The organism is Rhodococcus sp. Leaf225, assembly GCF_001426145.1.
Taxonomy (GTDB): Bacteria; Actinomycetota; Actinomycetes; order Mycobacteriales; family Mycobacteriaceae; genus Rhodococcoides.
The window spans coordinates 404,392-427,010 of the sequence record NZ_LMRN01000025.1 but is presented as its reverse complement, the minus strand read 5'-3'; the positions used below and the strand labels follow the sequence as shown (position 1 = coordinate 427,010).

The window sequence follows — 22,619 nt, the reverse complement described above, 5'->3', positions numbered from 1 at the left end:
CTGCGCGCAGTGGGTACAGGGCTTCCATGATCACCGACGTCGCCGACGACATGCCGGTCGCCGACCGTGGTGACGCGACCCGCGATCTGATCCTGCAGGACATCCCCGCCGAGCCGCGGGCGCTGACCGGTGTGCGTACGACGGTGCTCGCATGGCTGCGCGACCGAGGCCTCGACGAGGACCTGTGCCAGGACATCACCCTGGCCACGTACGAGGCACTGGCCAACAGCGTCGAGCACGCCTACGAGCGCTCCGCGGACACCGTGGTGCGCACCGTCGGACTCGAGGTGCGTACTCCGCGGGCCGGCGAGGTGACCATCGACGTGACCGATCGGGGATCCTGGGTCGACAACGGCAACGATCCGCGCCGAGGTCGAGGGCTTCCCCTCATTCATGCGCTCGCGCACGAGGCGTCGGTGGATTCCTCGGAGGACGGCACGACCGTCCGGATGCGGTGGAACGCGGCCTGACGGTCAGACCAGTGCGTGCCGCGACTGCGTCGTCACCGCGGGCACCGGTTCCGACCGCGTCGGTACCACCGGCAGCGGCGCGCTGAACGGAGACTCCGACCGCCGTGCGGCGAGGAGGGCAGCCCCCGTCGCGGCGATGGACTGCGGATCCTGCGGCATCACCAGAGCGGAACCCCACTCGCGCGCGAACACACCGCGCAGCAGAGGGAGGTTCGCCGGTCCGCCGGCCAGCACCACGGCGTCGACACGATGCGCACCCCGGCGCACCACATCGCTCACCCAGTCGGCAGCCTCGGTGACGTAGTCCAGCATCAGCCGGTCCACCGTGGTCCGCCAGACGTTCACGGTGCCCCCGACGAACGGTCCGCCGACGCGCACGACGCGGTGCAGGGCGATCATCTCCATCGCCCACTCGACGCCCTCGGTCAGTAGCTGAGAGTCGTTCGGCGACAGCGGTTCCGCTGTGCCGTAGGCAGCCAGGAGGTGCTCGCGGACACTGTCCGCGAAGGCACTGCCCCGGTAGCGGTCGGTCCACGTCGCGTCCTTGACGAAGCCCGTGGCCACGTCGACGACGGACACCGACGTACCGCTCTTCCCCATGTCGACGACGGCGATCGTGGATCCCGACTCGACCAGGCCGCGCATTCTCAGATACATCAGCTGGGCGCCGAGTTCCGAAGCGAGACGGACACATCCGCCGGTGTGCACGGACAGGGAGATGGTACCCACGCGTGACCGGGGCTCGTCCGGAACCACCAGCACGGCGGTCTCACGATCGGCGCCGTGGCGCGCACAGACCGAATCCACCACGTCGACAGCGGCTTCGAGTCGATCGCGACCGCGTGCCACCGTGACGGACTCGGTACCGAGCAACGCACGGCCCATGGGATCCATCACCGCGGCTCGTATCGCCGACGCTCCGAGGGAAATTCCTACCACTGCTCGCATGACCCGCCCCGTTCCTGGTGTTCCGCGACGAAGCCTAGGCGCTCGAACAGGGAAAAGGTCGGTTCTCAGTGTCTATTGGCAAAGTTTGGTTGGTTTCACTAGGAACCGGGGCGTCACTCGACCGACGCGGTACCGGACGTGTCCGGCGTCGGGTCGGGCTCGGACGGCTGGCTAGGCGGCTCGGAATCCGTCGGCGGCTCGGACGACGAGCCTCCCGTCGATCCGGGTGTCTCGCCGCCGCCGGAACCACCGCCCGTACCGGTGCCGGGGTCGGTACCACCCGTGCCGGTTCCGCCGCCGCTGGTCGATCCGCCGCCACCGGCGGAGCCTCCGCTGGTCGACCCACCGCTGGTCGAACCACCGCTGGTCGAGCCTCCACTCGTCGAACCACCGCTCGTCGAACCACCGCTCGTGGAACCACCGCTCGTCGATCCGCCGCTCGTCGATCCGCCGCTGGACGGCGCCGCCGACGAGGTTCCCGGTCGCGTGGTCGCGGCACCGGGTGCGGCGGGCACCGACACGGCTCCGTTCTGCTGCGTGACACCGGGGCGGATGCCGGTGAGGGCGTCCGCGGCCGTGGTGCCGCCGGGCACGGGCGCCGGAACGGCCGTGGGGCTCGATCCGGCGGGCGCTGCGGGATTGGGAGCGATACCGGTGCCCGCCTCGGCCGAGTCGGTGGCCGACGTGGACAGGGGTTCCGCGACACCGGCAGCCTCGGGAGCCCGGGGTCCCGTCACGGCCCAGACCGCGAACGATCCGGCCAGGACGGCGGCAGCGACTCCCGCACCCACGACGGCGAACCCTCGGCGCGTCTCGCGTGAGGACGCGTCGACCGGCTCGGGCAGCACCACCGGGATCGGACCGGTGATCGCGTCGCCGGCGTCGTGGTCGGCCCACAGCGCGACGGCGACCGCCGGTTCGAGGGACGGATCGACGTCCACCGCGTCGACGACGACCACGTCGCGAACGTGACCGTCGCGCAGCGCGGACTCGACGGGCTCACGCAGATGCGGCGACTCGAGGACGACGGCGGCACCGGTGAGCAGCAGATCGGCGCGGGCAGCCCGGAGCCGCATGACACCGATGGACGTCGCGACCGCCGCGGCCACCTCGGCCGGCGACCCGGTCTGCATCGGGATGGTGCGCTCGTCGACCGGACCGAGCCGAGGCAGCTCGACGTCGACGAGAGCCGCCGTCACCTCGTCGCTCGTCGCCGAGATTCCCAGCACGATGTGCATGTCGTCGTCGTCCGCCTGTTCGTTCTCGATGATGCGTGGTCTCGTACGGTCCCGCCCGATGGATCAGTGCGCCGTGGTGGGCTGGGCGCTGGTTGCCGCGGGCGTGGTCGTCCGAGTCGTCGTGGACGTCGGCGACGGAGCCGCAGGTGACGTCGTCGTGCTGGTGTTCGAGTTCGGCCGCCGTGTCGTGGTGGGCGCCGGCGTCTCCTCCGGCTCGTCCTGTACCGCGGTGGAGGGTGCGGGGGCGAGCGTCGGGCGCTGGGAGATCGAGGTCGACGGGGTGACGCTCGACGGTGTTGCGACGGGCGTCTCCGTGGCCGGCGCCGGCGCCGGCGCGGCGGTGGCGCTCGACGCCGCCGAGGGCGAGGCCGGCGCCGCGTCGACGCGCGGGGCAGTGCTGGGCACGGTGGTGGCGGTGGGCGTGGCGTCGACGGACGACGTGACGACGACGCGATCCGTCGCCTGCACGGCCTCGGTCTCCGACCGTCCCGACGCGCCGGCGGCCGCGCCGAGGGTGACCGCGGCGACGAGCGCCGTGGTTCCCACCACGACACCGGCACGGGACCGACGTCGCCGCGTGGAGCGGGCGCGTCGAGGCGCACCGGTGACGACGCGCGGTGTGGGCAGCGGTGGTCGAGCGGTCTCCGGCTCCGGCGCCACCTCGGGTTCCGGGGTGGGAACCGGCTCCGCCGCTGGGGTGTGAGCCGGCTCCGCCACCGTGGTGAAGGCGGCCGTGACCTCGTCGTCCGCCGGCGGTGCGGTGACGTCGGGCAGCGGCACGGCGTCCACGGCGGGGGGCACGACGGTGGAGAGATGTGCGGCGCCCATCGCCGCGAAGAACTGCGGCCAGCGCGGCGTGATGACGGGGACCGCGACGCGAGCGGCGATGTCGCGGCGCACCGACGGGATGTGCGCGCCGCCGCCGACCAGGAGCACGGCGTCGGCTCCGCGGGCCACGGCGTCGTCCACGAGATCGACGAGCATCGCGGTGGGCTGGGCGATGAGAAGTTCGAAGTCGGTGCGGCGTAGGCGAACCGAATCGGTGACGAACGGCCCCGACAGGTCGACCGCACGCTCGTCGGACAGCATCTCCTTGGCCGCGAGACTGTCTCGCGCCAGGGTGCGCACTGCGGCAGGGCTCATCTTCTCGGCAGCACCGAAGGTGGTGGACAGGTGATCGGCGACCGCGGCGTCGATCGCGTCACCGGACAGTTCCGTGATGCCCACGCTCGAGTACAGGTCACCGGTCTGCGTGTCCAGGACGTGCACGCGCGTGCCGACCCGACCGAGGTCGACGATCGCGAGGGTGCGAGCCGCGTCGACGCAGTTCTCCATCCGTGCGGCGGCCAGCAGCGCGTCGCACTCGGCGACGAGTCGGACTCCGCCGGGACCGTAGGTGCTCTCGGGATCTCCCCCCACGGCGATCACCGGCGCGTCCGGACCCCCGCACAGATCCGCGGCCATCTCGAACGCTGCTGCAGCGGCCGCGGACAGAGGATGGTGGGATCCGGTGGCGAGCGAGCGCACCTCGACGACCCGGCCCTCCGGGTCCATCACGACTCCGCGCACGCACCCGGTGCTCATGGAGACACCGAACGTTTCCGTCTCGGTTCGCATCATGGATCACCACCATCGGCTGTCGGAGTTTCAGACAGACCAATAGTAGAGCGTCAAACCGGGCATAGCAACGTATACGACGGCGAAAACCGACCGTAGGTCTACTGGAGAAAGTTCAAATAAGCCTTCGACGGGGTCGGGCCGCGCTGTCCCTGATACTTCGATCCCAGCGCTGAGCTGCCATAAGGATTGATCGCCGGACTGGAGAGACGGAACAAGCAGAGCTGCCCGATCTTCATGCCCGGCCACAACGTGATGGGCAGATTGGCGACATTCGAGAGCTCCAGCGTGATGTGTCCGCTGAAGCCCGGATCGATGAAACCCGCCGTCGAGTGTGTGAGAAGTCCCAGCCGGCCCAGACTCGACTTGCCCTCCAGTCGCCCCGCGAGATCGTTCGGCAGGGTCGTCAGCTCGAGCGTCGACCCGAGCACGAACTCGCCCGGATGCAGAACGAACGGCTCCCCCTCGGCGGGCTCCACCAAGGTGGTCAGCTCGTCCTGCTGCAGCTTCGGGTCGATGTGGGTGTAGCGCGAGTTGTCGAACACCCGGAACAGCCCGTCCAGGCGCACGTCCACACTCGACGGCTGCACCATCGCCTCGTCGAACGGTTCGATGCCGAGCGTTCCGGCATCCACCTCGGCCTTGATGTCGCGATCGGAGAGCAGCACGCACAGAGACTATCGACCGAGCCCGCCGAGGCCACCCGGGCGCCCTGCTAATCTTCAGGGCAGCACCACCGGCCGATGTAGTTCAATGGCAGAACATCAGCTTCCCAAGCTGAATACGCGGGTTCGATTCCCGTCATCGGCTCCACCGAACGCCCTGGTCGACGCAGTATCGGCCGGGGCGTTCGCCGTTGGTCCATGTCGCGGGGCCGCCACGGGGCCGCGCGTCGCGGTACACAGGAAGCCGCGATCCCCCGGATATGGTCCCTCCATGCGTGACGCGATCGAAGAGGTCTTGCTGTGGCAGACCGACTACACACACCGCAACACAGACGGCATGAAACGCCGGGGCGTCATCATCAGGGACGAACTTCGCCGAGAGCTAGAGGATCTAGTCCCAGCGTTGAAAGCGCGAAGCGGAATCGACGACCTGCAAGTTCAGGGTAAAGACGGGATGGGTCCGAAGTCCGCCGTCCCGTGGACTCGCATCTTCTCGTCCAGTCGATCGACTAGGGCAACGGATGGGTGGTACCTGGTCTTCCTCTTCTCAGCGGACGGTGGTCGCGCCTATTTGAGCCTCAACCAGGGAACCCGCCGTTGGAACGGTTCCGAGTTTGAGTTGCGGCCTCCGGTTGAGCTCGCCCACCGCAACCAGTGGGCTCGGCAACTACTGGAGAAGGACTTCGTCATCCCGGACGAGTGGGTGACCGAAATCGACGTAGACCCAAGGAACGAGTCGCTCGGACACTCCTATGAGCTAGGCAACGTTCTTGCTGTGCAGTACGAAGCCGACGCTGTACCGCCGGACGAGCAGATCGAGGGGCATCTTTTACAGGCCGCGGAGTGGATCGGCAGCATCTACCGCGAGGCGGATATCGGGTTGCGGGTGCCTGGTGAAGCGCCCGATGTCGCCGACTTTGAGCAGAAACTTGCCGAGGTCGCCGAGCCGCGCAAATCGGTACGAGCTGGTCCAAGGCTCTCCGCTAGTCAGCGGAAGGTAATCGAGGAACGCGCTGTGGCGGTGACGGTCGAATATTTCACCTCGAAGCAACTGGGATTTGCTGTCAAGGACGTTGGCGCAACGCGGTCTTACGACCTGCATGCGACACGGGACGGCGAGACGCTGAAGATCGAAGTGAAGGGGACTACGTCGAACGGGTCTGAAGTTATTCTCACCCGAAACGAAGTCGACCTACATCAAGCTGAGTACCCGGCTACGGCTCTGGCGCTCGTGCGGTACATCGAACTCGAGAACACTCCAGACGGCTCGCGAGCAACGGGCGGTGAACTCATCCTTCAGTGGCCGTGGAAACCGCTCGATGCGGCACTGACCGCCATTGCCTTCCGGTACACGACCGGACTGTAGGCACCGACCCGAACATCGTTTTAGAAACCGGTAGGTGCGGGGTGTCCCGAACGCGGTTTTGCCTTGAGATGCGAATATTGCGACATGAACCCCTGGCAAGAACGCTTCCAGAATCACCCCCTCTGGACAGTGGTCGATGATTACAGTACGAAACTAGAATCAGTGCCCGTTGCCGATGGATCCCCGGAACTCGATTCGATCGTCCGCCTGAAATCTGTGCTGCAGCATCTCCGCGAGCACCAAGAAAGTGGCACAAGCGACCTCATAAGCGAGCAAATGCTCGCGTCTACGCAGAGCGCACTAGCTCAAGTTATTAGCGTGTTAACCACCTACCTTAATGATCCAATTTCCTATGCGAACTATCTCAAAAGCGCCGCGGATCAACTCGATCAAGTGCTTGACCAACTGGCGAAGTGGCCACCTCTGCCCGCACAAGGGCAAGCCCGTGCCGCGGGGAGGACGTTTAAGGAGCACGACAAAGCGGCCCGAGATGCATTAGACGACTTAAACAATTACTACCAGAAACTTAAGGAAAAGAACGAAAACTTGATGGCCGAGTTTGAGAGTTTAAAGTCGCAGATTGGCCAGACGCTGGAAAATACACGAGTCTCACTAGAAGAGAGGGAAGGCGAATACTCCGAAGCAGTACGATTGGTCGAGCTTTCCGGTCAGGAGGCTTTCGATAGGGCCATAGCGCGCGACCTGTCTGATAGAGTCACGCAAATCGAAAACGTCGTTCAGCGTTCAGATGAACAACTTCTGAGAGCCGAGTCTGCGGCGAAGAAGGCAGAAGAGCATCGGGACAGCAGCGAAGTAGCTGCGAGCTGGATCGCCGAGCAAGCTGTAGCCACTGACTTCGGTCGTCAGGCAAGAAATAAGGCCGTCGCGGGCTGGTTCTACGACATTTTAGGTGCGGTCACCGGAGGAGTCCCTCTGATTCTTCTTTTGGTCCACTTTCTCAACGATTCCACCGTCGACGGGAATGCATTCTCAGTCAGTGTCGCCCGCGCGTCAGTTACCATCGCCGCCCTCGTCATCGCTGGATACTTCTTCAGTCGAGGGTCAACCAATCATCGACAGGCCCGAAACAGCAAGAGCGCCGATATTCGATTGCGTTTGCTTGAAGCGTTCCTGGCTCGCCTGGGAGAAGAAGAAGCTGCCGAGGTACGAAGAGGCATGGCGGAAACAATATTCTTGCGTGGTAAATTGTCCGATGAAGAGCCTGATGGCGGCAGAAGATTGATTACTCTATTTGGACGTAACGCCTCCGACGACTCGGATTCCAAAGACGAAGACGAAAAGTAGCCGCGACCTTTTACGATTTCCAGGAGATCAACTTACTTCCGCTCGGCGGATCGGAACCACATTCGCGGCGCGAGCCCAGTCTGGCTCCCAATTATCCCGCATCGATCCCGTCGACCAATTCACCCGGTCGGCATCCGAGTCCGTCGGCGATTTTGAGCAGGTTCTCCAGGCGCGGGCTTCGCTGGCCCCGCTCGACTTGGCTCAGGTAGGTCCAATGGACCCCACAGGCTTCCGCTGCGGCCTCCTGACTCAGGCCCAGCTCGCGGCGGCGTACCCGGACACGCTCACCGAACGCACCGAGCGTGGCGTTCAGAGGGGGCTTCGGGTCTGTCGGCATAGCTTGATAAGCACAACCGTCTACAGCGGAGCTATCCAGAGCACAAACGTCTAGTGCGAAACCATCTAGGCTCTGCGACGGTTGCCCGAGTCACCGACTGAGATGAGACGTACGTGAAGAAGTCCGCGGTCCTTGCCGCTCTGTTCGTTCTGACCGTGACCGCTTGCGGCAGCCAGGCCGACCCGGCTTCGAGCTCACCGCCCTCGTCAGCAGCCGCTCCGGTCGATGCCGAGCGCGCCGAATGGTGCGAGTCGTTTCAGCGAATCGAGAATTCAAGCCAGGGCGAAAGCAAGAGCCAAGCCCTGGCTGACGCTACGAACCCCTCTCTAACCCCTGCCGCACGCGAAGACGGGATGAGGCGATACCTCGAATTGATGGACGTTCCACTGAACTCCCAGACGGACGCGCGGTGCAGCGGTGCCGTCTGGGAGCGGTTCTATGCGGAGACCAAGGCGCGAGTGGAGGCGTCCACATCCGCGGGAGCGACCCCAGTCAACTGACCTCCGCGCGGCGGATCGGAACCACGTTCGCGGCGCGAGCCGTACCCATCGAACCGAGCGCGTCCATCGCGTCGGAGTGGTCGTCCTCGAAGAGGTGCGCGTAGACGCTGAGCGTCGTCGTCACCTTCGCGTGGCCGGCGAACCGGGCGATCTCGAGAGGCGGGATTCCGGCCGCAACGCACAGCGACACGTACGTGTGCCGTAGCGAGTGGAACTTGAGCGTTGGCGGGAGTGCGGTGCCGAGGCGGATCGCCCGCAGGACGGCTGGCCTGTAGACCGCTTTGTAGAAGGAGGGGTGCCGGAGTGGCGTCGACCAGTCGAGCGATAGTCGCTCCGCTGCCTCGTCCGCGGTGAGGGCCGCGAGGACATCCTCAGCCTTCGGCACGGTCCGACGCCCCTCCGCGTCGGTCGCACGCTTCCCCGTCGGCTTCGCGGCAACGAGCGTCGACGCGGGGAAGAGGGGCGCACCCGGTTCGTCGGTGCGGGGGTGGACCGCGAGGTATTCCCGAAGCACGTCCACCGTCGCGCTCGGCAGCGGCACTCGCCGCCTGCTCCCCCGCGTCTTGGGCGTGTCGTAGGAAAGCACCCCGCCGACGACCATGACCGTCCGCTCCACCCGAAGCGTTCCGGGCTTGCGGGGCGCGTTCGGGTTCAACGACCGCGCCGGTAACTCCACGTCCCCTACCTGGAGCCCCGCCAGCTCGGCGGCACGCAACCCGGACCACGCCGCGAGATGCACCATGACGTTGAAGGGCCACGGCGCCGCCTCCACGAGCGCCGATACCTGAGTCGCGGTGAGGAACTGGTCGGGGTCATCGACCACACCCGGCGTCCCCGCCGTGGCGCTTCGCTCGCTCGGAAGTCGTACGTGATCGCAGGGGTTTGCGCTCAGCCGGCCATCCGCTACCGCCTGCCCGAGGACCATCCGAACCACGAAGAACGCATGCCGGACGGTCGAGGACTGCTTTCCGCGTCGGGAGAGACCGACGACCCACTCCGAGACCATCGGGCGGGTGATGGCGTTAAGGGGGTAGCCCCCAAAAGTCCGGTCGATCTCGCTGCCGTCGGCGATCTGGTACGCGTAGCCCGCGCGGGTCCGGGGCTTGAGGTCGTGGCGACTCTCCAGCCACTCGTTCGCCGCGAGCCGGAACGTGACTTCCCCGGCCCGGTGGTCGAAGGTAGTTCCCCGCCGCTGGCTGTACTCGACCTCCGAGGCGTAGGTGTCGGCCTGCTTGCGGGTATCGAAGCCGCCCTTGGTGCGGTGCTTGCCGTCGGGCGTTCGCCACTTCACCTTGTAGTAGGGCTTGCCGTCGCGCTTCGACGTGAACCTGTGGACGCTAGCCACGACTACCGCTTCCCGTTGCTGAAGATCGCGGCGACCACCACGAAGGTGAGCGGAAGCCAGAGAACGAGAACCCAACCGAGCGTGTCCATCTCACATCACCCCCGCGCGCTGAAGCACCCGACGGATCGTGCTGTGGTGCCACTGCAGCCCGTCCCCCGGCGTGGCTATGCCGTACTCGTCCAGCCTCGCCGCGATCTTCTTCGCGCTGAGCCCGTCCTCGACCCGCAGAGCCACAATCTCCTCCTGGATAGCGGGCGAGATGCCGGACGGACGGCCCAGCCGCACGCCTTGCGCCTTCGCCCGACGCAAGCCCTCCTTGGTTCGCTCGCTGATCTTGCGCTTCTCCTCCGCAGCCATCGCCACCCGAATGTCGAAGAGCAGTCGCTGGCTGGTGTCGCTGGAGTTCGCGCCCTGCGTGTCGAGCAAAGTCCAGCCATTCGCGTTGGCGCGCTGAGCGATTGCCGCGGCGTCGAGCTGGTCCCGCGTGGCGCGGTCGAGCGCCCGAACCAGTAGCGCATCCGCCAGGCCCGCTTCGATAGCCGCGATGGCGGTCGCTCGGCCGTGGAGCTTCGGCACGCTGCCACTGCTCATCACATCGTATGTGACGGTTAGTAATTGGAGCTCATTCGCGGCGCAGTACCGACGCATCTCGTCCTGCTGCGCACCGAGTCCGTGCCCCATCTCCTGGGCGTTGGTCGAGACGCGGGCGTACCCGATCACGCGCAACCCGCGTAGACCGTGCGCCGTTCCCGCGCCCGCATGCCCCCGATCCGGGGCTTGAGTCGTCGTCATTCGCTTCTCCTGTCGTCCTGCAGAGTGGGGCCGGATACGTCGCCGTTGACCGGTTGGAACGTTTCCGACCCCGAAAGTACGCCACGCGCCCACCGGCCGGTACACGCCGATTGCACTGCCTCACAGTGCATTTTGGCTCTAAGGCGTTGAGACCCCGTACCCCGACGAGTCCCCGGAACCGGGCCGAACGCTGGGGAGCGTTGAAGCGAGGTGGGTGCAATCTGTGTCGAGGTCGATCGCTCCGCTCCGGGACGGCGGTCGGCGGCTATCGACCGGGAAGACGGCGATGGATTGGCCGGCCAGGAAGCCGAGGCCGGAGCGCAACCCCCGTAAGAGACGACCGCCCGCACAGGCAGAGCACCTGATTATCGCCGGGTGCCCAGCCTCAGAACCAGTCCTTGCCCACTGGCGTCTGTTCCGCGTCGGGGTCGATCGGATCGCTGCTTACCATCGCTCCGAAGTTCTCGGGCGTGAGGTTCGGCCTTTCCCCGTTCGCGCGGCGGCGTGCTTCCGCTTCGGTCATCTCGTCCGTATGCCGCACCCGTGCCCGGTAGGCCCGTTCGTGCCTTTCTCGCTCACGGTCCAACGCCGCGCGTTCCGCCTTGGCCGTTCGCTTGATCGTGCGCCACGTCTCCGCCTCCGGCAGCGCCGCCCGCAGCAACTCGTCGCCGTCCGAGTCGGGCGAATCTGCGCCGGGACCGTCGGTGTTACTCATGGTTTCTCGCTTTCGGCGCGGTAGGGGGGTACGACGGGTACGCGTACCCCCGTAGCCGACTTTCGGGCGCTTCGTTTCTATACCCGCGATTAATATTTTGTGTGTTGACCAGGCCTTTTAGAGTTCCTGCTGTGCACGTTTCTCTCAACTTCTTCCCTTCGTCGCGGCGGACGGGGGTACGGCGTACCCCCGTACCCCCCTGAATCGGCTTTTCCGCCCACGCCGCCGAAACCGACTCACGACCCACCTACGAAGGTGGCGTGCTGGCCCTTGGTGCCGTTGTGTTCGACGTCCGTCAGTTCGACATCGCCTACATCGACCAACCTCGTCAGCGCATCCTCGACCGCGTCACGATCGCGCTGCGCGATCAGCTTCCGCAGCTCGTTCTTCGACAACGTTCCCCTCTTGCGTAGATGCTTTCGGAGGTTGTTGGCGACGCGCTTGATTCGCGCGCCGTCGATCACTTCCGCCTTGGCAATCTCACGTGCGCCTTCCGACTTCCCGCGGTGGTGGTTGAGCTGTGCCGCTTTCGCCGCCACGTCACGCTGGACCTGTGCTCGGGTGCGATTGCTGACGGTGAGAACCGTGCCGGCCAAGTCCCAGTCGACCTCGCTCACTGCGTCGAAACGCCCGTCCAGAACCATCAGCGCCGCGGCCACTTTCAACCGCGCCAAGATCGCGTGGCCATCGAGCCCGTCGCGCGCTCCGCCCCGCAATTTTACGAGCTGCGTTTCGTGGATCAGTGCGACCGCGGAATCGGGCAGCTCCAACACCTGAAACTCTCTGACGTTCGCCGGTTCTTGTAACGCGAGCACGTCCACCTCGATCAGGTGACGCACCTCGCCGCCCTCGACAACCGGCGCGGCCGAGGACGCGGTGTCGTGCGTTGCGACGACGCCCTTCGGCCACCGTGGAATCGCAAATGTTCCGGGGTTCTCGGGCACCTTGTCGGGTGCATCGACGTCGGTCGTCGGGAACCACAAGAAGCGTTGAGTGGTGCCGCCGTCGCTGTCCTCCAGCAGCGCCTTGGAGCGGCCCGGTTGGACCCCCACGACCATTGTCATCCGGTAGCGATGCTCGAGAATCGGGATTGCCTTGTCCGCCGTTGCGTAGCCGAAGCCGAGGCGTTCGCCCATCCACGCCTTGCGGAGCTCTGGCATCAAGGTGGCGCTGGTTCGATTCCCGAGCGCGGCGAGCGTGTCGATTTCCGCGACCGAGAACAGCACTGAGTTCCGCAGGTTTGTTTGCTTCCCACTCGACTTGAAGGCGTACTGCTTGGGGATGCCTTCGCCGCTTCCAGGCGTCGCGACGTACACGTCGGGCGTCGTGTCGATTGCGTCCGCTGCGGCGCTCTCGGACGAGCCTTTGCCCTCGCCCGACGCGGCGACCAACGCGACGAAAAGGTTGAGGCTGGCGTGGCTTCCGATCGTGGGCGGCAGCACCACAGTTGGCGGAACGACCGAGAGAACGCGCGCGAGGACGGCCCCCAGCATCGACCAAGGTCCGACGCGCCGCGAGCGAGCAAAGGTTCGAAGATGCTCCAGTACGGACCTGGAGTTCCAGAACGCATCCTCGTCTACGACAGCATGTGCCGGGTCGTCGCGGTTGATTCTTGCGAGCGTCTCGGTCGGGTCGGCGTGCTGTGCCTGCGCGGCAGCCCACTCCGCGGTCCTGCGGTACTCGTTCGGGCTCGGGAGGCTTCGCCCCCGATTCAGACCGCCCCCTTCGTTAGCGGGGTTCGTGAACGCGGCCTCGAAGACGGCTTCTAACCGCGCGTAGGCGTCCCGCGCCGGGTAGCAGCCGGCCGCAGCCTCTCGGAAAGCCATTGGGAGCGCCCGCACCAAAGCCTCGTGCCGCGCCGACCCTTCTGCCACCTCACGCTCGAAGAGTTTGACGACCCCTTCAAGCAGCGGTAGCCGATCACTTCCGGCATGACTGCTTAGGAACTCGTCCAGGGCTGCCGAACTTAAAGGGGCCACCTCGACGGTTGCACTCGCGCTGAGGCAGGATCGAAGTGCGTCGGGAAGTGGCGGCAGCGGTCCGGCACTGATCCAGCGGTATCGGCCCTCCGGGTTCGGGTGCGTCGTCGGCTCGCAAATAAGCACTCCATTGCGACCGCGTACCTCACCGAACGGAGCGAACGCACCCGCCCCGTTTCCGAAGTCGTCACCGTCGTCCAGCGCGAAGAGGTAGTGCCCGCGGTCCGACTCCCCGGCACGGGTCTTTTGGACCAAGCCCGTGCGCAGAGCTTGCGCCAGCTCGTCCGGCAGCTCGGTCAGCGAGTCCACATCCAAGTCGAAACCAATTGCGCGGGAACGCCCCACATGCAGCGCGATTCCCCGGTTCGGGTCCTCCGTCCACCACTCGTCTATCTGCTGCGGGTCGCGCGTGGAGTGCCAGGGCCAGTTGTTACCAACCACGCTGCCAGGCCGCTTGACGTGCACTGGGTCCGAACTCGTCGGCAGTACGTACCAACCAGCCTTCGCCATGGCTTGCGCCGCGTCTCGGTTGTCGAAGCTGGGGAGGCCCGAGGGAACCTCTGTCTCGCATCGGTTCAGGCGGTCGAATCTGTGTCGGGTGGACCCCCCGACAACCAGAGTCGTCCGGCGCACGCGGCTACGCGGCGCTTCTAGAGTAGACTTCAACTCAAATCCTCAATCTAACAATGGGATTGGGTGCACGGCTGCAACCGTGTTCGCTTCGAGACACCCCTGACCGACTAGCGAGCGGTCAGGGGTGTTGGTTATTTACTGGTCTCCCACCGACGGATGTGCGATCCACGTCAAGTCCACGTCGATCTCGCGAGCATTGGTGCACAGCTTCGTCTGACAGCCCAGGCACGCTGGTGTCGCGAAGATCCAATACGAATGCCCTTGAAGTAAGAACCTCAAGTCAGCCAGCCGGATTTTCTTCTTGTTGCAGAAGCCGCACCAGCTGTCCCGCCGCAGCTTCGGGCTCAACTGTTCCAGAACGATCCGACGGACCTCTTCATAGCTGTTCACCTCAGTTTGCAGCCAGCCTTCGCTGTCACAACCGACAAGAACGGCACGAACATCAAGCGGGTCGTCGTTCTGAGCGGAAATGCTGCTCCGCTTCGGTCCACCTGTGCGTCGCTGCCCGACCTGCATGAAGGCCATGTGGTGGCCGAGGGTCTGAGTGCCCGTAGCTGGGTGTGCCAACCGGTCGTGCCCTGGCGAGAACGACTCTGCGAAACGTTGATGCATTTCCCATTGTTCCACAATGGGATTCGAACGATGCGGATCGAAGTTCCGCCCACCCTCCAAGCCAAGGCGCGTGAGCAAGGCATCAACGCGCTCAGGATCAGGCGGGGCGTAGGGGTCGCACCGAAAACGCCCGGAAGCCTCATACTCTTCGATTGGTTCGATAGGCGCACCGCGAAGGCGACCGATCGAATCACGGGCATACGGGTCGTGAGTGGGGTCGCTCATGATGCACGCCCTGGAACGTGGCGGGGAACGAAATGGGCGTCTGCCGTACTTGCCATCCATGACCGAATATCGTTCTCGGACAGACGGACCCGATTCTGGATGAGGTGCCGCCGTAGATTGCCTTGGTAGATGGCTCGGCGAATTGTGCTTTTGGTGACGGCGACGCCCATTGCCGCAGACCAGACGACTGCATCCTCGATAGTCATCGTCGGTAGCGAGGGGTCGACCGGACGTGGAGGGTTTAATGACTTTCCCATGGTTCTCCTGACGAAAGGGAACCCTGCCGATGCGTCTCACCAGGGCTCCAGCTGATGTGGAGTGAACCTGGGCGAGACGCAGCCTGCCCAACTCGCCTATCCACCCGCCAAGGACTGAAGAAAACCTTGCACGTGCCCGTGTGCGTTCAGGGGCCAAAGGAGACTTGCCAGTTCCAGTAACTTCTCGGAACTACTACGAGTCTATACGAGCCGTATCGAGACGTCTACGGGACTACGGTCAGACACTCAGTGCGACTCACGCTTTGGGTACCGACGTGAAGTGCCCCGCACCCCTCGTCAGGGTGCGGGGCACTTGTGCCCATCGCGGACACTCCTACCCGAAGAGCGCGATGGTGACTAGGGGGTGCAATCCGCAGGCTAGGCCGACCGGACTGCGGTCGCGGCTCGGATCGCGCGCTTCGAAGCCTTGCTGCTGGGATCGGTGACGGTGAGTGAGGCGACGCGACCGGAGTACCGAGTCACGCCGTTCGGAGTCAGCCCCTTGCCATGGGAGAACTCGCTTCCACCTGGCTCGGACGCTTCCCGCTTCTTACCCACGACGCCCTACCGGAGGAAGGTCGGCGCGGCGTACGTCGTGCTCGTGTTCACCTGGAGCACCGCCGCCGCACCGCGATGCCGTACCCCCGTACCGTACCCAATGGCATAGTAGGACGACACGATCGGATAGCGCTGGTCGCTGCCGGGGATGAGTCGCAGCCCCTGGTACTCGGGGCGGGGGTGCTGGCGGAACGCGATCGGGTTTCCTTCGGCGTCGGGTCCCGCGGTCGCCACCACCGCCACGTAACCCGCCGGCACCCAGTAGGACTCGACCAAGTACGCGGGTCCGTAGCTGCCCAGGACCGGCAGACCGTTGAAGTCCGAGGGGGCTTGCCCGCCGACGATCGACTCCAGCGTCAGGCGGGCCGGGGCGGCGGTGGACACCACCATGTCATAGACAGCCTCGACTCCGTCCGACCCAGGTTTCCCGGCACGAAACGTCGCGATGCGCTTCGCCTCGTTGGGGTGCGCGAGGATGAGGAGCTGGCGGCCGGTATCGGTCTGGTAGCCCTTCGAGGTCACCTTCTCGATGACCGCTTCCAGGTCACTCGCGTCGAGCACCGCGCTCTGGGTAGTGAGGTAGTGCGTCTCGGTGGCCGGATCGAACTCCCGACCCATGAACGGCGGGATCATGGAGCCGTCCCCGTTCCACAGCCCGTAAACCGCGTTGCCCTCTGGCGAGACAGACGGCGCGGGATTGAACAGCCGTCGCAGAATCGCCGTCGTCGTGTGGTTGTTGACACCTTCCAGCACGTCGTTGTGGACCGCATCTACTTGCCGCGCATCGGCGTCCCGGAGGAACTTCCAGGAGAAGCGGCTCGCAATGTCGTAGTCCTTGAAGTCGTACCCGACAGTGGCGACCTCTGGGCCGCGCACGCCGGTCGGCACGCCGAACTCGCTCGCCAGCTCCAGCGTGGCCCCGCCGACGGACTGCTGGACCGCATCGACCTGCCGAGTGGTCGGGTACGAGAGCAACGACGCGATTGCCGAACGCTGCTCGTTGAAGATGTCCAGGGTCGCGGCGAGTTCGTCCCAGACCGTATTCAAGTCGGTGCCGTCGCTCGTGTGGGAGACGAGCACGTCGCCACGCGTACTGGTGCCGGTACGTTCCGCCCCGAAGATCGGGAAGTAGTCGGGGTCGTCCATTGCCGTGAGCTGGACAGGGGTGAGCTGGGTGGTGTCCACGAGGGGTCCAATCTAGAGGCCGCGCGAGGCGTCGGCGTGGTAACTGGGAAGGGGTGCGCCTCGCGCGCGTGCGGTTGAACCGCCGTGTGGGCCTCCGGCCCGGACTGTGCTCGCCGGGGCGCTCTCCGAGCGGCCTGACCGGCTTACGCGACCGACTCTACCGCCCGCGCGGACTCAGCTCCGGGGCCGCGACGGGGCCGCGCACCACAGCGCAACTACACGGCGCTACGGTCCGCTACCTCGCGACTACGACGCGCTAGTTAGCGCTGTGACCACTATTGATACAGCGACTCAGGCAACCTCGCCGCAGGTCGGGTACGGTCACGCCGCAACGTCGAAACCGCTTCCCAAGCTGAATACGCGGGTTCGATTCCCGTCATCGGCTCCACGCCTCCCCCTCGCCGCCGGGCGATGGTGGAATCCGGACCCCGGATTCCAGGGCCCACATTCCACGATCCAGGCCCGCGGTCGTCCCACTGTGTCCAGCGACACGCGTCGTTCCTGGTCAGGCTGGGTACACCTCCGCGCACACCCCCTCTCCCCCCGGAAACGAGCACCTCCATGACCGAACGCGTCGTCTCCGCACGCCTCGATGTCGACATCACGGCCGCCAGCACCCTGGAGTTCCAGATCGCCGTGGCCCCGCATCCCGGCGCGCAGGTCGCCGAGACCCTCTCGTTCGTCCTGGACGGGAAACCGGTCGAGGCCCGCGAGGTCAGCGGAGCCCACGGCAACCGGATCCACGTCCTCGAGGCGCCGGTGGGCAACCTGCAGGTCTACTACGACGCGACCGTCACCGGGAACGCGGAGCCGTCCCCCGTCACGGATCTCGATCGCTCGGTCTACCTCCGTCCGAGCCGGTACGCGGAGGCCGACAAGTTCTTCGGCTTCGCCGCCACGGAGTTCGGCAGCGAGTCGGACGACGCGGTGCTGTTGTCGGAGGTGTCCGACTGGGTCGGCCGTCGACTGCACTACGTCCCGGGCAGCAGCGATCCCATCGACGGTGCGGCGGACACGTTGCTCGCCGGTGCCGGCGTGTGCCGTGACTACGCGCACCTGGTCGTCGCGATGCTGCGCGCGCTGAACGTTCCGGCTCGTCTGGTCGCCGTCTACGCACCCGGATGCGACCCGATGGACTTTCACGCCGTCGCGGAGGCCCTGGTGAACGACACCTGGCACGTCGTGGACGCGACGTGCCTCGCACCTCGGTCGACGCTGGTCCGGATCGCGACCGGACGCGATGCGGCCGACACCGCGTTCCTCGACAACCACAAGGGTTCGATCACGCTGAACAGCTCCACGGTCACGGCCGTGGCGACCGACGGCCTGCCGAAGGACGACATCCACGAGCTGGTCTCCCTCACCTGATCCGGCGCATGCGTCGGTCGCCTCCTGCGTCGTCGGGTTACTGTGACTCGACGAATCAGGAAGCGAGACGCACATGAGCATCGAACGAGATGCAGCGTTCACGGGTGGGCGAGGGACGGCGGCGGACCGGAGCACTGACTCCGACGATGCCGTCGAGCGGCTGACGACGACGCCGAACAAGGATCCGTTCTACCGCTCCCCCGCCGGGTTCGAGAAGGCCGAGCTGGGGACCGTGCTGCGGTCGCGCCGTGTCGAGATCGCCCTGTTCGGCACCATCCGCCAGCGCGTGTCGGCATGGCAGCTGCTCTACCGAACGTCCGACATGCACGGCGAACCGCGCACGGGTGTCACCACGGTCCTGCTGCCGGCCGGCGCGGTTCCGGGTCGGAGCATTCCGCTGCTGTCCTACCAGTGCGCCATCGACGCCGTCTCGGACCGCTGCTTCCCGTCGTACGCGCTGCGGGACGGAGCACACGCCCACGGCGCCGTGCCCCAGTTCGAGCTGCTCATCATCCTGTACGCGCTGCGCCGCGGGTGGGCGCTGTCCCTGCCGGATCACGAGGGCATGGACGGCCGCTGGGGTGCACCGATCGAACCCGGATACTGCACTCTCGACGGCATCCGCGCCGCCCTGTCCTTCGCACCTCTGGAGCTCGACGACTCGGCGCCCGTCGCACTGTGGGGGTATTCGGGCGGCGGCCTGGCCACGTCGTGGGCCGCCGAGGCCGCGGACGAGTACGCGCCGGAGCTGAACGTCGTCGGTGCCGCGCTGGGCTCGCCCGTCGGTGATCCGGCGTCGGCGTTCTCCCGCCTCAACGGCACGATCTTCGCCGCGTTGCCCACCATGGTGGTCGAGGGGCTGCGCCGCACCTACCCCGATCTGGACCGGACGATCCGCGATCACGTCGCGCAGCCCGGCATGACCATTCTGTCCTCGCTCGAGCGCAAGACCACGGTGCACGCCGTTCTGACGCTGCTGATGCACGACCTCGAGCGCTACACCGACATCCCGCTCGCCGACGTCATGGCGACCCCCGAGCTGGTGCAGATCTTCCAGGACATCCAGCCGGGCAAGTCCGCACCGAGCTTCCCGCTCCTCATCATGCAGGCGGTGCACGACCCCATCATCGCCGTCGACGACGTGGACGGGCAGGTGGAGCGGTACCGCACCGCCGGCGCCCACGTGACGTACGTGCGCGACCGGCTCAGCGAGCACCTGTCGCTGCATCCCATCGCCGCACCCGCCACGCTGAACTGGCTCGCCGATCGCATCGCCGACCGCCCGGTGCCCCCGAACACCACCGAGACCGTATGGTCCTCGGCCCTGTCGGTGTCAGGTGTCCGAGGGCTGCTCGGGCTCACCGTCTCGACCGGTCGCGCTCTGCTCGGCCGGGTCCGCTAGCCGGTCGTCGCCGGAGTCGCGGCGCGTCGGCTCGATCCCGAAGTCGGGTGGCCCCGACGCCTCCGCGAAACCGGAGGGCTCCGAGTGCTTCTCGTCGGACGTCGACATGATCATGCCCCGAGCTTGTCGACCATGTCGTTCAGCGCGGTGGCCGCCGTCTCGAGTCGCTCGGGTGACCTGTCGTCTCCCAGTTGCTCGACGAGTGCCGCCTTGGTGGTCACCAGAACGGCACCCGAATCGTCGTCGGTCATCGTCAGTTCGCCGTCCCGCATCACCAGCAGCGTTCCGTCGGGTGCGTCGAGCACGCCGCGCACCGTGTCGCTCGTCATCGTCATCGTGTCGATCCTCCTGTCAGGGTGTTGCCTCGTGACCGCGCTTGCCGTGCGTGCGCCGGTTCTCCTTCATCTCCGCCTCGAAGACGTGACGGCGGCCGTCCATCAGGTCGTCGCGGATCCGGCGTTCGTGCTCACGCGCGGTGGTCCAGTACCCGTCGTCGAAGTCCTCGACCATCTGGAACGTCCACCGACCCTCGATGACGTTGCGGCCGATCACCTCTCGCTCCAGTGCGTCCGCTGCGTCACCGTGCCCTGCGTCGCGAAGCTCGTCCGCGGCAGAGCCGAACTGGAGATCGGCGTGGCCCATCAGCTGGTGGAACGTGTACAGGTGGCCGCGGGCGCGTTCCACCCACTCGAGGGCCTCCGAGACCGAACCGACGGCGGACACCGTGGCATCGTCGGACCCGTCCGGACGGTGGTGGTCCGTCAGCATCTTCTCGCGATCATCGCTCATACCTGCTGGTTACCCGTCCGGCAGTCACGACACACACCCCAGAAGAAGACGTCGACGCCGTCGATGTCGAAATCGTCGTCCTCCGGCTCGGGAGCGCGTCGACGCACATCGGAGGTGAGGGCCGTGTCGAACACTCGGCGGCACTGCCGGCACATCAGATGGTGGTGGTCGTCGCCGTCGACCCGAAGTTCGTACAGCGCGGGCGAATTGGCGGGCTCGATCCGGCGCAGGAGATCCACCGACACGAGTGCGTCGAGGTTGCCGCAGACGGTCTGCCGCGACATCCCCTGGCTCTTCAGCGTGCGGGCCACGTAGCCGGCGTCGACGTGTGGGTGCCGCGCCACGACGTTCAGCACGCGCAGGCGCGGGCGGGTCACGCGCAGCCCGCGCTCACGCAGTACCCGACGCCACTGCTCTTCCGACGAGACGACCGTCGGCTGTTCCCTGGTGTCCACGACGCCGGAGTGCCCCCGCAGGGCGCCGTGAAACGTCCGGGCCGTGTCAGTCGTCGCGACCCCGGTCCTCGGTGGTGGACGCACGGATCTTGCGGCGATGGCTGGTGTCGCAAAAGGGGTAGTTCTTGCTGCGTCGACACGCGCAGAGCGCCACCATGAAGCGGTCGGACCGCACGCGGGTGCCGTCCTCCATCTCCACGTCGACGGGCCCCTCCACCATCACCGGCCCGCCCGGAACAACACGGACGAGCCGTGCTGCGGGAGCAGCGTCAGGCGCGTCGGGCACGGACGACCACCAGTTCCTCGGAGCGCCGACCCGGCTGCAGGGCGCCCGTGGCCTCGAGCCACTCGGCGCGCGCGTGCATGACGGGACCGAACGCGATCCGACGGCGAGCCACCACGTCGACCGTGGTGCCGGACCGCATCAGACGCTCGATCGTGCGGTCCACACCGGCGAACTCGGACTGCACGATCAGCATGGTGCCGCCCGGAGTGAGGAGATCGAATGCGTTGTCGCACAACGGGTCCAGGACGATACGACCGTCGGCGCCGGCGTCCCACGCACGGTGCACACCGCGCCCCTCCGGCGCGGTCGGCGACGGTACGTACGGCGGATTGGAGACCACTAGGTCGAACGGCGCCTCGGCGAGGGCGTCGATGAGCGTGCCCTGTCGCGCATCGACCTCGACACCGATGCGCTCGGCGTTGTCCAGGGCGCACGCGACGGCGCGAGCATCCAGGTCGTAGGCGAGCACCTCACGTGCACCGAGACACGCAGCCTGGAGCGCGAGCACTCCGGTACCCGTACACAGATCGAGGGCGCGCGCACCCAGGGGCGACGCCGCCACCGGCATGACCTCGCAGAGCAGTCTCGAATCGTCCTGGGGGGCGTAGACACCGGGGTGTGCACGCACCATGCTGATCGTGTCGCGATGAATCGTCGTCACACGAGAACCTTCCGTCGGCGCAGATGCGCTGGCAGCATCTGCCGCCTTTCTTCAGGAATGGCATTCCCGAACGGACGCGATTCAAACGCGGGACCGGCGCGTCACCACCTCCGGGCGATGATGGAGACGATGCGCGGAATCTCCTCGTCGGCAAGCGGTTCGACCCCGATGACCACCTGGCGGGTGAGCAGACCGTCCACGGACATGGCGAACAGTTCCGCAGACGCCACGGTCGCGGGGTAGCCCGCCTCGCTCATCTTGGACGACACCAGGCCGACGAACGCGGCCAACTGGGCGTCGAACGCCGCCTTGAGTTCGGGCCGCACCAGACCCTCGCCGAGAAGGTGGTGCCGTGCGACGACGCGGCCGCGATGCTCCTCGCTGCACATGTCGCGGACGAACCCGACGACGGCGTCGACCACGGCGTCGTGATGCCAGGTGTCGAGTGCGAAGTGCCGACCGGCGACCTCGAGATCTCTCCGGAACACCTCGTCGAGCGCCAGCGAGAGCAGGGTGGCTCGATCGGGCGCGTGATAGTTGACGGCGCCGGCACCGAGACCGGTTGCCTGATCGACCGCACGATGAGTGAACCCACGGGGACCGCGTTCGGCGAGCACCTGCACCGCGGCGGCAGAGATGAGTGAGCGCCGACTTCTGGGCTTCTCCACCGTCTCACCATCACTCATTGGTGAGATGTTACGGCCCTGACGTGCCGGTACCACCATCACCGGTCACGGTCGGCTCACGATGATCGCGCCGGCGGAACGGGCTGATCGAGCCCGCTCCACCGTCCCCCGACTGCCGCGTCACGATCATGACAGGCGTTGAGGGTACACCCGTCTCGGCACGTCCGCTCGTGCTTGACACCGGGGTCGCCGGCGTCTTTTCTGTACAGATGTTGAGGAATCGGG

General features: G+C 66.3%; 22 protein-coding genes and 1 tRNA gene. 6 read left to right on the top strand and 17 right to left on the bottom strand.

Annotated elements, in window-relative coordinates; all coding sequences use genetic code 11:
• The first annotated feature begins 26 nt into the window (after positions 1-26).
• Positions 27-470, top strand: coding sequence for an ATP-binding protein (locus ASG69_RS20365; RefSeq protein ID WP_056443776.1), 444 nt, complete (start codon positions 27-29; stop codon positions 468-470).
• Between the two features lie 3 nt (positions 471-473).
• Here ASG69_RS20365 and ASG69_RS20360 read toward each other — a convergent pair whose 3' ends face one another.
• The 4 genes from ASG69_RS20360 to dcd form a co-directional block, all read right to left on the bottom strand.
• On the bottom strand, positions 474-1,418 hold the full coding sequence (locus ASG69_RS20360; RefSeq protein ID WP_156380600.1) for an Hsp70 family protein: 945 nt from the start codon (positions 1,416-1,418) through the stop codon (positions 474-476).
• 113 nt (positions 1,419-1,531) lie between these two features.
• A complete protein-coding gene (locus tag ASG69_RS20355) occupies positions 1,532-2,656 on the bottom strand; it encodes a hypothetical protein (RefSeq protein WP_056443764.1) in 1,125 nt (374 codons plus the stop codon).
• Between the two features lie 63 nt (positions 2,657-2,719).
• A complete protein-coding gene (locus tag ASG69_RS20350) occupies positions 2,720-4,276 on the bottom strand; it encodes an Hsp70 family protein (RefSeq protein ID WP_056443758.1) in 1,557 nt (518 codons plus the stop codon).
• Positions 4,277-4,374: 98 nt separating this feature from the next.
• Positions 4,375-4,941: a dCTP deaminase gene (dcd, locus tag ASG69_RS20345; protein ID WP_027506388.1), complete on the bottom strand. Its 567-nt coding sequence runs from the start codon at positions 4,939-4,941 to the stop codon at positions 4,375-4,377.
• 71 nt (positions 4,942-5,012) lie between these two features.
• On the opposite strand from dcd, the gene ASG69_RS20340 reads away from it, so the two are divergent.
• The 3 genes from ASG69_RS20340 (at position 5,013) to ASG69_RS22630 (ending at position 7,609) form a co-directional block, all read left to right on the top strand.
• Positions 5,013-5,086, top strand: a tRNA-Gly gene (locus ASG69_RS20340).
• A gap of 123 nt (positions 5,087-5,209) precedes the next feature.
• Positions 5,210-6,304 (top strand): MrcB family domain-containing protein, encoded by a 1,095-nt coding sequence (locus ASG69_RS20335; protein ID WP_056443757.1) that lies wholly within the window; start codon positions 5,210-5,212, stop codon positions 6,302-6,304.
• An 84-nt stretch (positions 6,305-6,388) separates the two neighbouring features.
• A complete protein-coding gene (locus ASG69_RS22630; protein ID WP_156380599.1) occupies positions 6,389-7,609 on the top strand; it encodes a hypothetical protein in 1,221 nt (406 codons plus the stop codon).
• Positions 7,610-7,700: 91 nt separating this feature from the next.
• On the opposite strand, the gene ASG69_RS22315 is transcribed toward ASG69_RS22630, so the two are convergent.
• From ASG69_RS22315 to ASG69_RS20300, 7 genes are all read right to left on the bottom strand, one after another.
• Positions 7,701-7,946, bottom strand: a complete 246-nt coding sequence (locus ASG69_RS22315; RefSeq protein ID WP_082544414.1) for a helix-turn-helix domain-containing protein — start codon at positions 7,944-7,946, stop codon at positions 7,701-7,703.
• 492 nt (positions 7,947-8,438) lie between these two features.
• Entirely contained in the window at positions 8,439-9,791 is a 1,353-nt protein-coding gene (locus ASG69_RS20330) for a tyrosine-type recombinase/integrase (protein WP_056443751.1), read from the bottom strand.
• 90 nt (positions 9,792-9,881) lie between these two features.
• Positions 9,882-10,583 carry a recombinase family protein gene (locus ASG69_RS20325; RefSeq protein WP_082544413.1) on the bottom strand — a complete coding sequence of 234 codons (702 nt, stop codon included), beginning with the start codon at positions 10,581-10,583 and terminating at the stop codon, positions 9,882-9,884.
• A gap of 385 nt (positions 10,584-10,968) precedes the next feature.
• A complete protein-coding gene (locus ASG69_RS20320) occupies positions 10,969-11,298 on the bottom strand; it encodes a hypothetical protein (protein WP_056443748.1) in 330 nt (109 codons plus the stop codon).
• 236 nt (positions 11,299-11,534) lie between these two features.
• Positions 11,535-13,787 carry a bifunctional DNA primase/polymerase gene (locus ASG69_RS20315; RefSeq protein ID WP_056443745.1) on the bottom strand — a complete coding sequence of 751 codons (2,253 nt, stop codon included), beginning with the start codon at positions 13,785-13,787 and terminating at the stop codon, positions 11,535-11,537.
• Between the two features lie 258 nt (positions 13,788-14,045).
• Complete coding sequence (locus ASG69_RS20310) at positions 14,046-14,747, bottom strand: hypothetical protein (protein ID WP_156380598.1); 702 nt, start codon at positions 14,745-14,747, stop codon at positions 14,046-14,048.
• 821 nt (positions 14,748-15,568) lie between these two features.
• A complete protein-coding gene (locus tag ASG69_RS20300) occupies positions 15,569-16,747 on the bottom strand; it encodes a hypothetical protein (protein WP_235579018.1) in 1,179 nt (392 codons plus the stop codon).
• Between the two features lie 561 nt (positions 16,748-17,308).
• Here ASG69_RS20300 and ASG69_RS20295 point away from each other — a divergent pair.
• Together ASG69_RS20295 and ASG69_RS20290 are read left to right on the top strand one after the other, a co-directional pair.
• Positions 17,309-18,115, top strand: coding sequence for a transglutaminase-like domain-containing protein (locus ASG69_RS20295; protein ID WP_056443739.1), 807 nt, complete (start codon positions 17,309-17,311; stop codon positions 18,113-18,115).
• A gap of 73 nt (positions 18,116-18,188) precedes the next feature.
• A complete protein-coding gene (locus ASG69_RS20290) occupies positions 18,189-19,517 on the top strand; it encodes a lipase family protein (protein ID WP_056443737.1) in 1,329 nt (442 codons plus the stop codon).
• A gap of 110 nt (positions 19,518-19,627) precedes the next feature.
• Here ASG69_RS20290 and ASG69_RS20280 read toward each other — a convergent pair whose 3' ends face one another.
• From ASG69_RS20280 to ASG69_RS20255, 6 genes are all read right to left on the bottom strand, one after another.
• Entirely contained in the window at positions 19,628-19,852 is a 225-nt protein-coding gene (locus ASG69_RS20280; RefSeq protein ID WP_056443734.1) for a hypothetical protein, read from the bottom strand.
• Between the two features lie 16 nt (positions 19,853-19,868).
• Complete coding sequence (locus ASG69_RS20275; RefSeq protein WP_056443732.1) at positions 19,869-20,306, bottom strand: hypothetical protein; 438 nt, start codon at positions 20,304-20,306, stop codon at positions 19,869-19,871.
• Complete coding sequence (locus ASG69_RS20270; protein WP_056443730.1) at positions 20,303-20,761, bottom strand: Fur family transcriptional regulator; 459 nt, start codon at positions 20,759-20,761, stop codon at positions 20,303-20,305. Before ASG69_RS20270 ends, ASG69_RS20275 begins: the two co-directional genes overlap by 4 nt.
• Before the next feature lie 46 nt (positions 20,762-20,807).
• Positions 20,808-20,981 carry a CDGSH iron-sulfur domain-containing protein gene (locus ASG69_RS20265; protein ID WP_082544411.1) on the bottom strand — a complete coding sequence of 58 codons (174 nt, stop codon included), beginning with the start codon at positions 20,979-20,981 and terminating at the stop codon, positions 20,808-20,810.
• A 49-nt stretch (positions 20,982-21,030) separates the two neighbouring features.
• Positions 21,031-21,708: a methyltransferase gene (locus tag ASG69_RS20260; protein ID WP_027506395.1), complete on the bottom strand. Its 678-nt coding sequence runs from the start codon at positions 21,706-21,708 to the stop codon at positions 21,031-21,033.
• 101 nt (positions 21,709-21,809) lie between these two features.
• Positions 21,810-22,394, bottom strand: a complete 585-nt coding sequence (locus ASG69_RS20255) for a TetR/AcrR family transcriptional regulator (protein WP_027506396.1) — start codon at positions 22,392-22,394, stop codon at positions 21,810-21,812.
• Between the last annotated feature and the right edge of the window lie 225 nt (positions 22,395-22,619).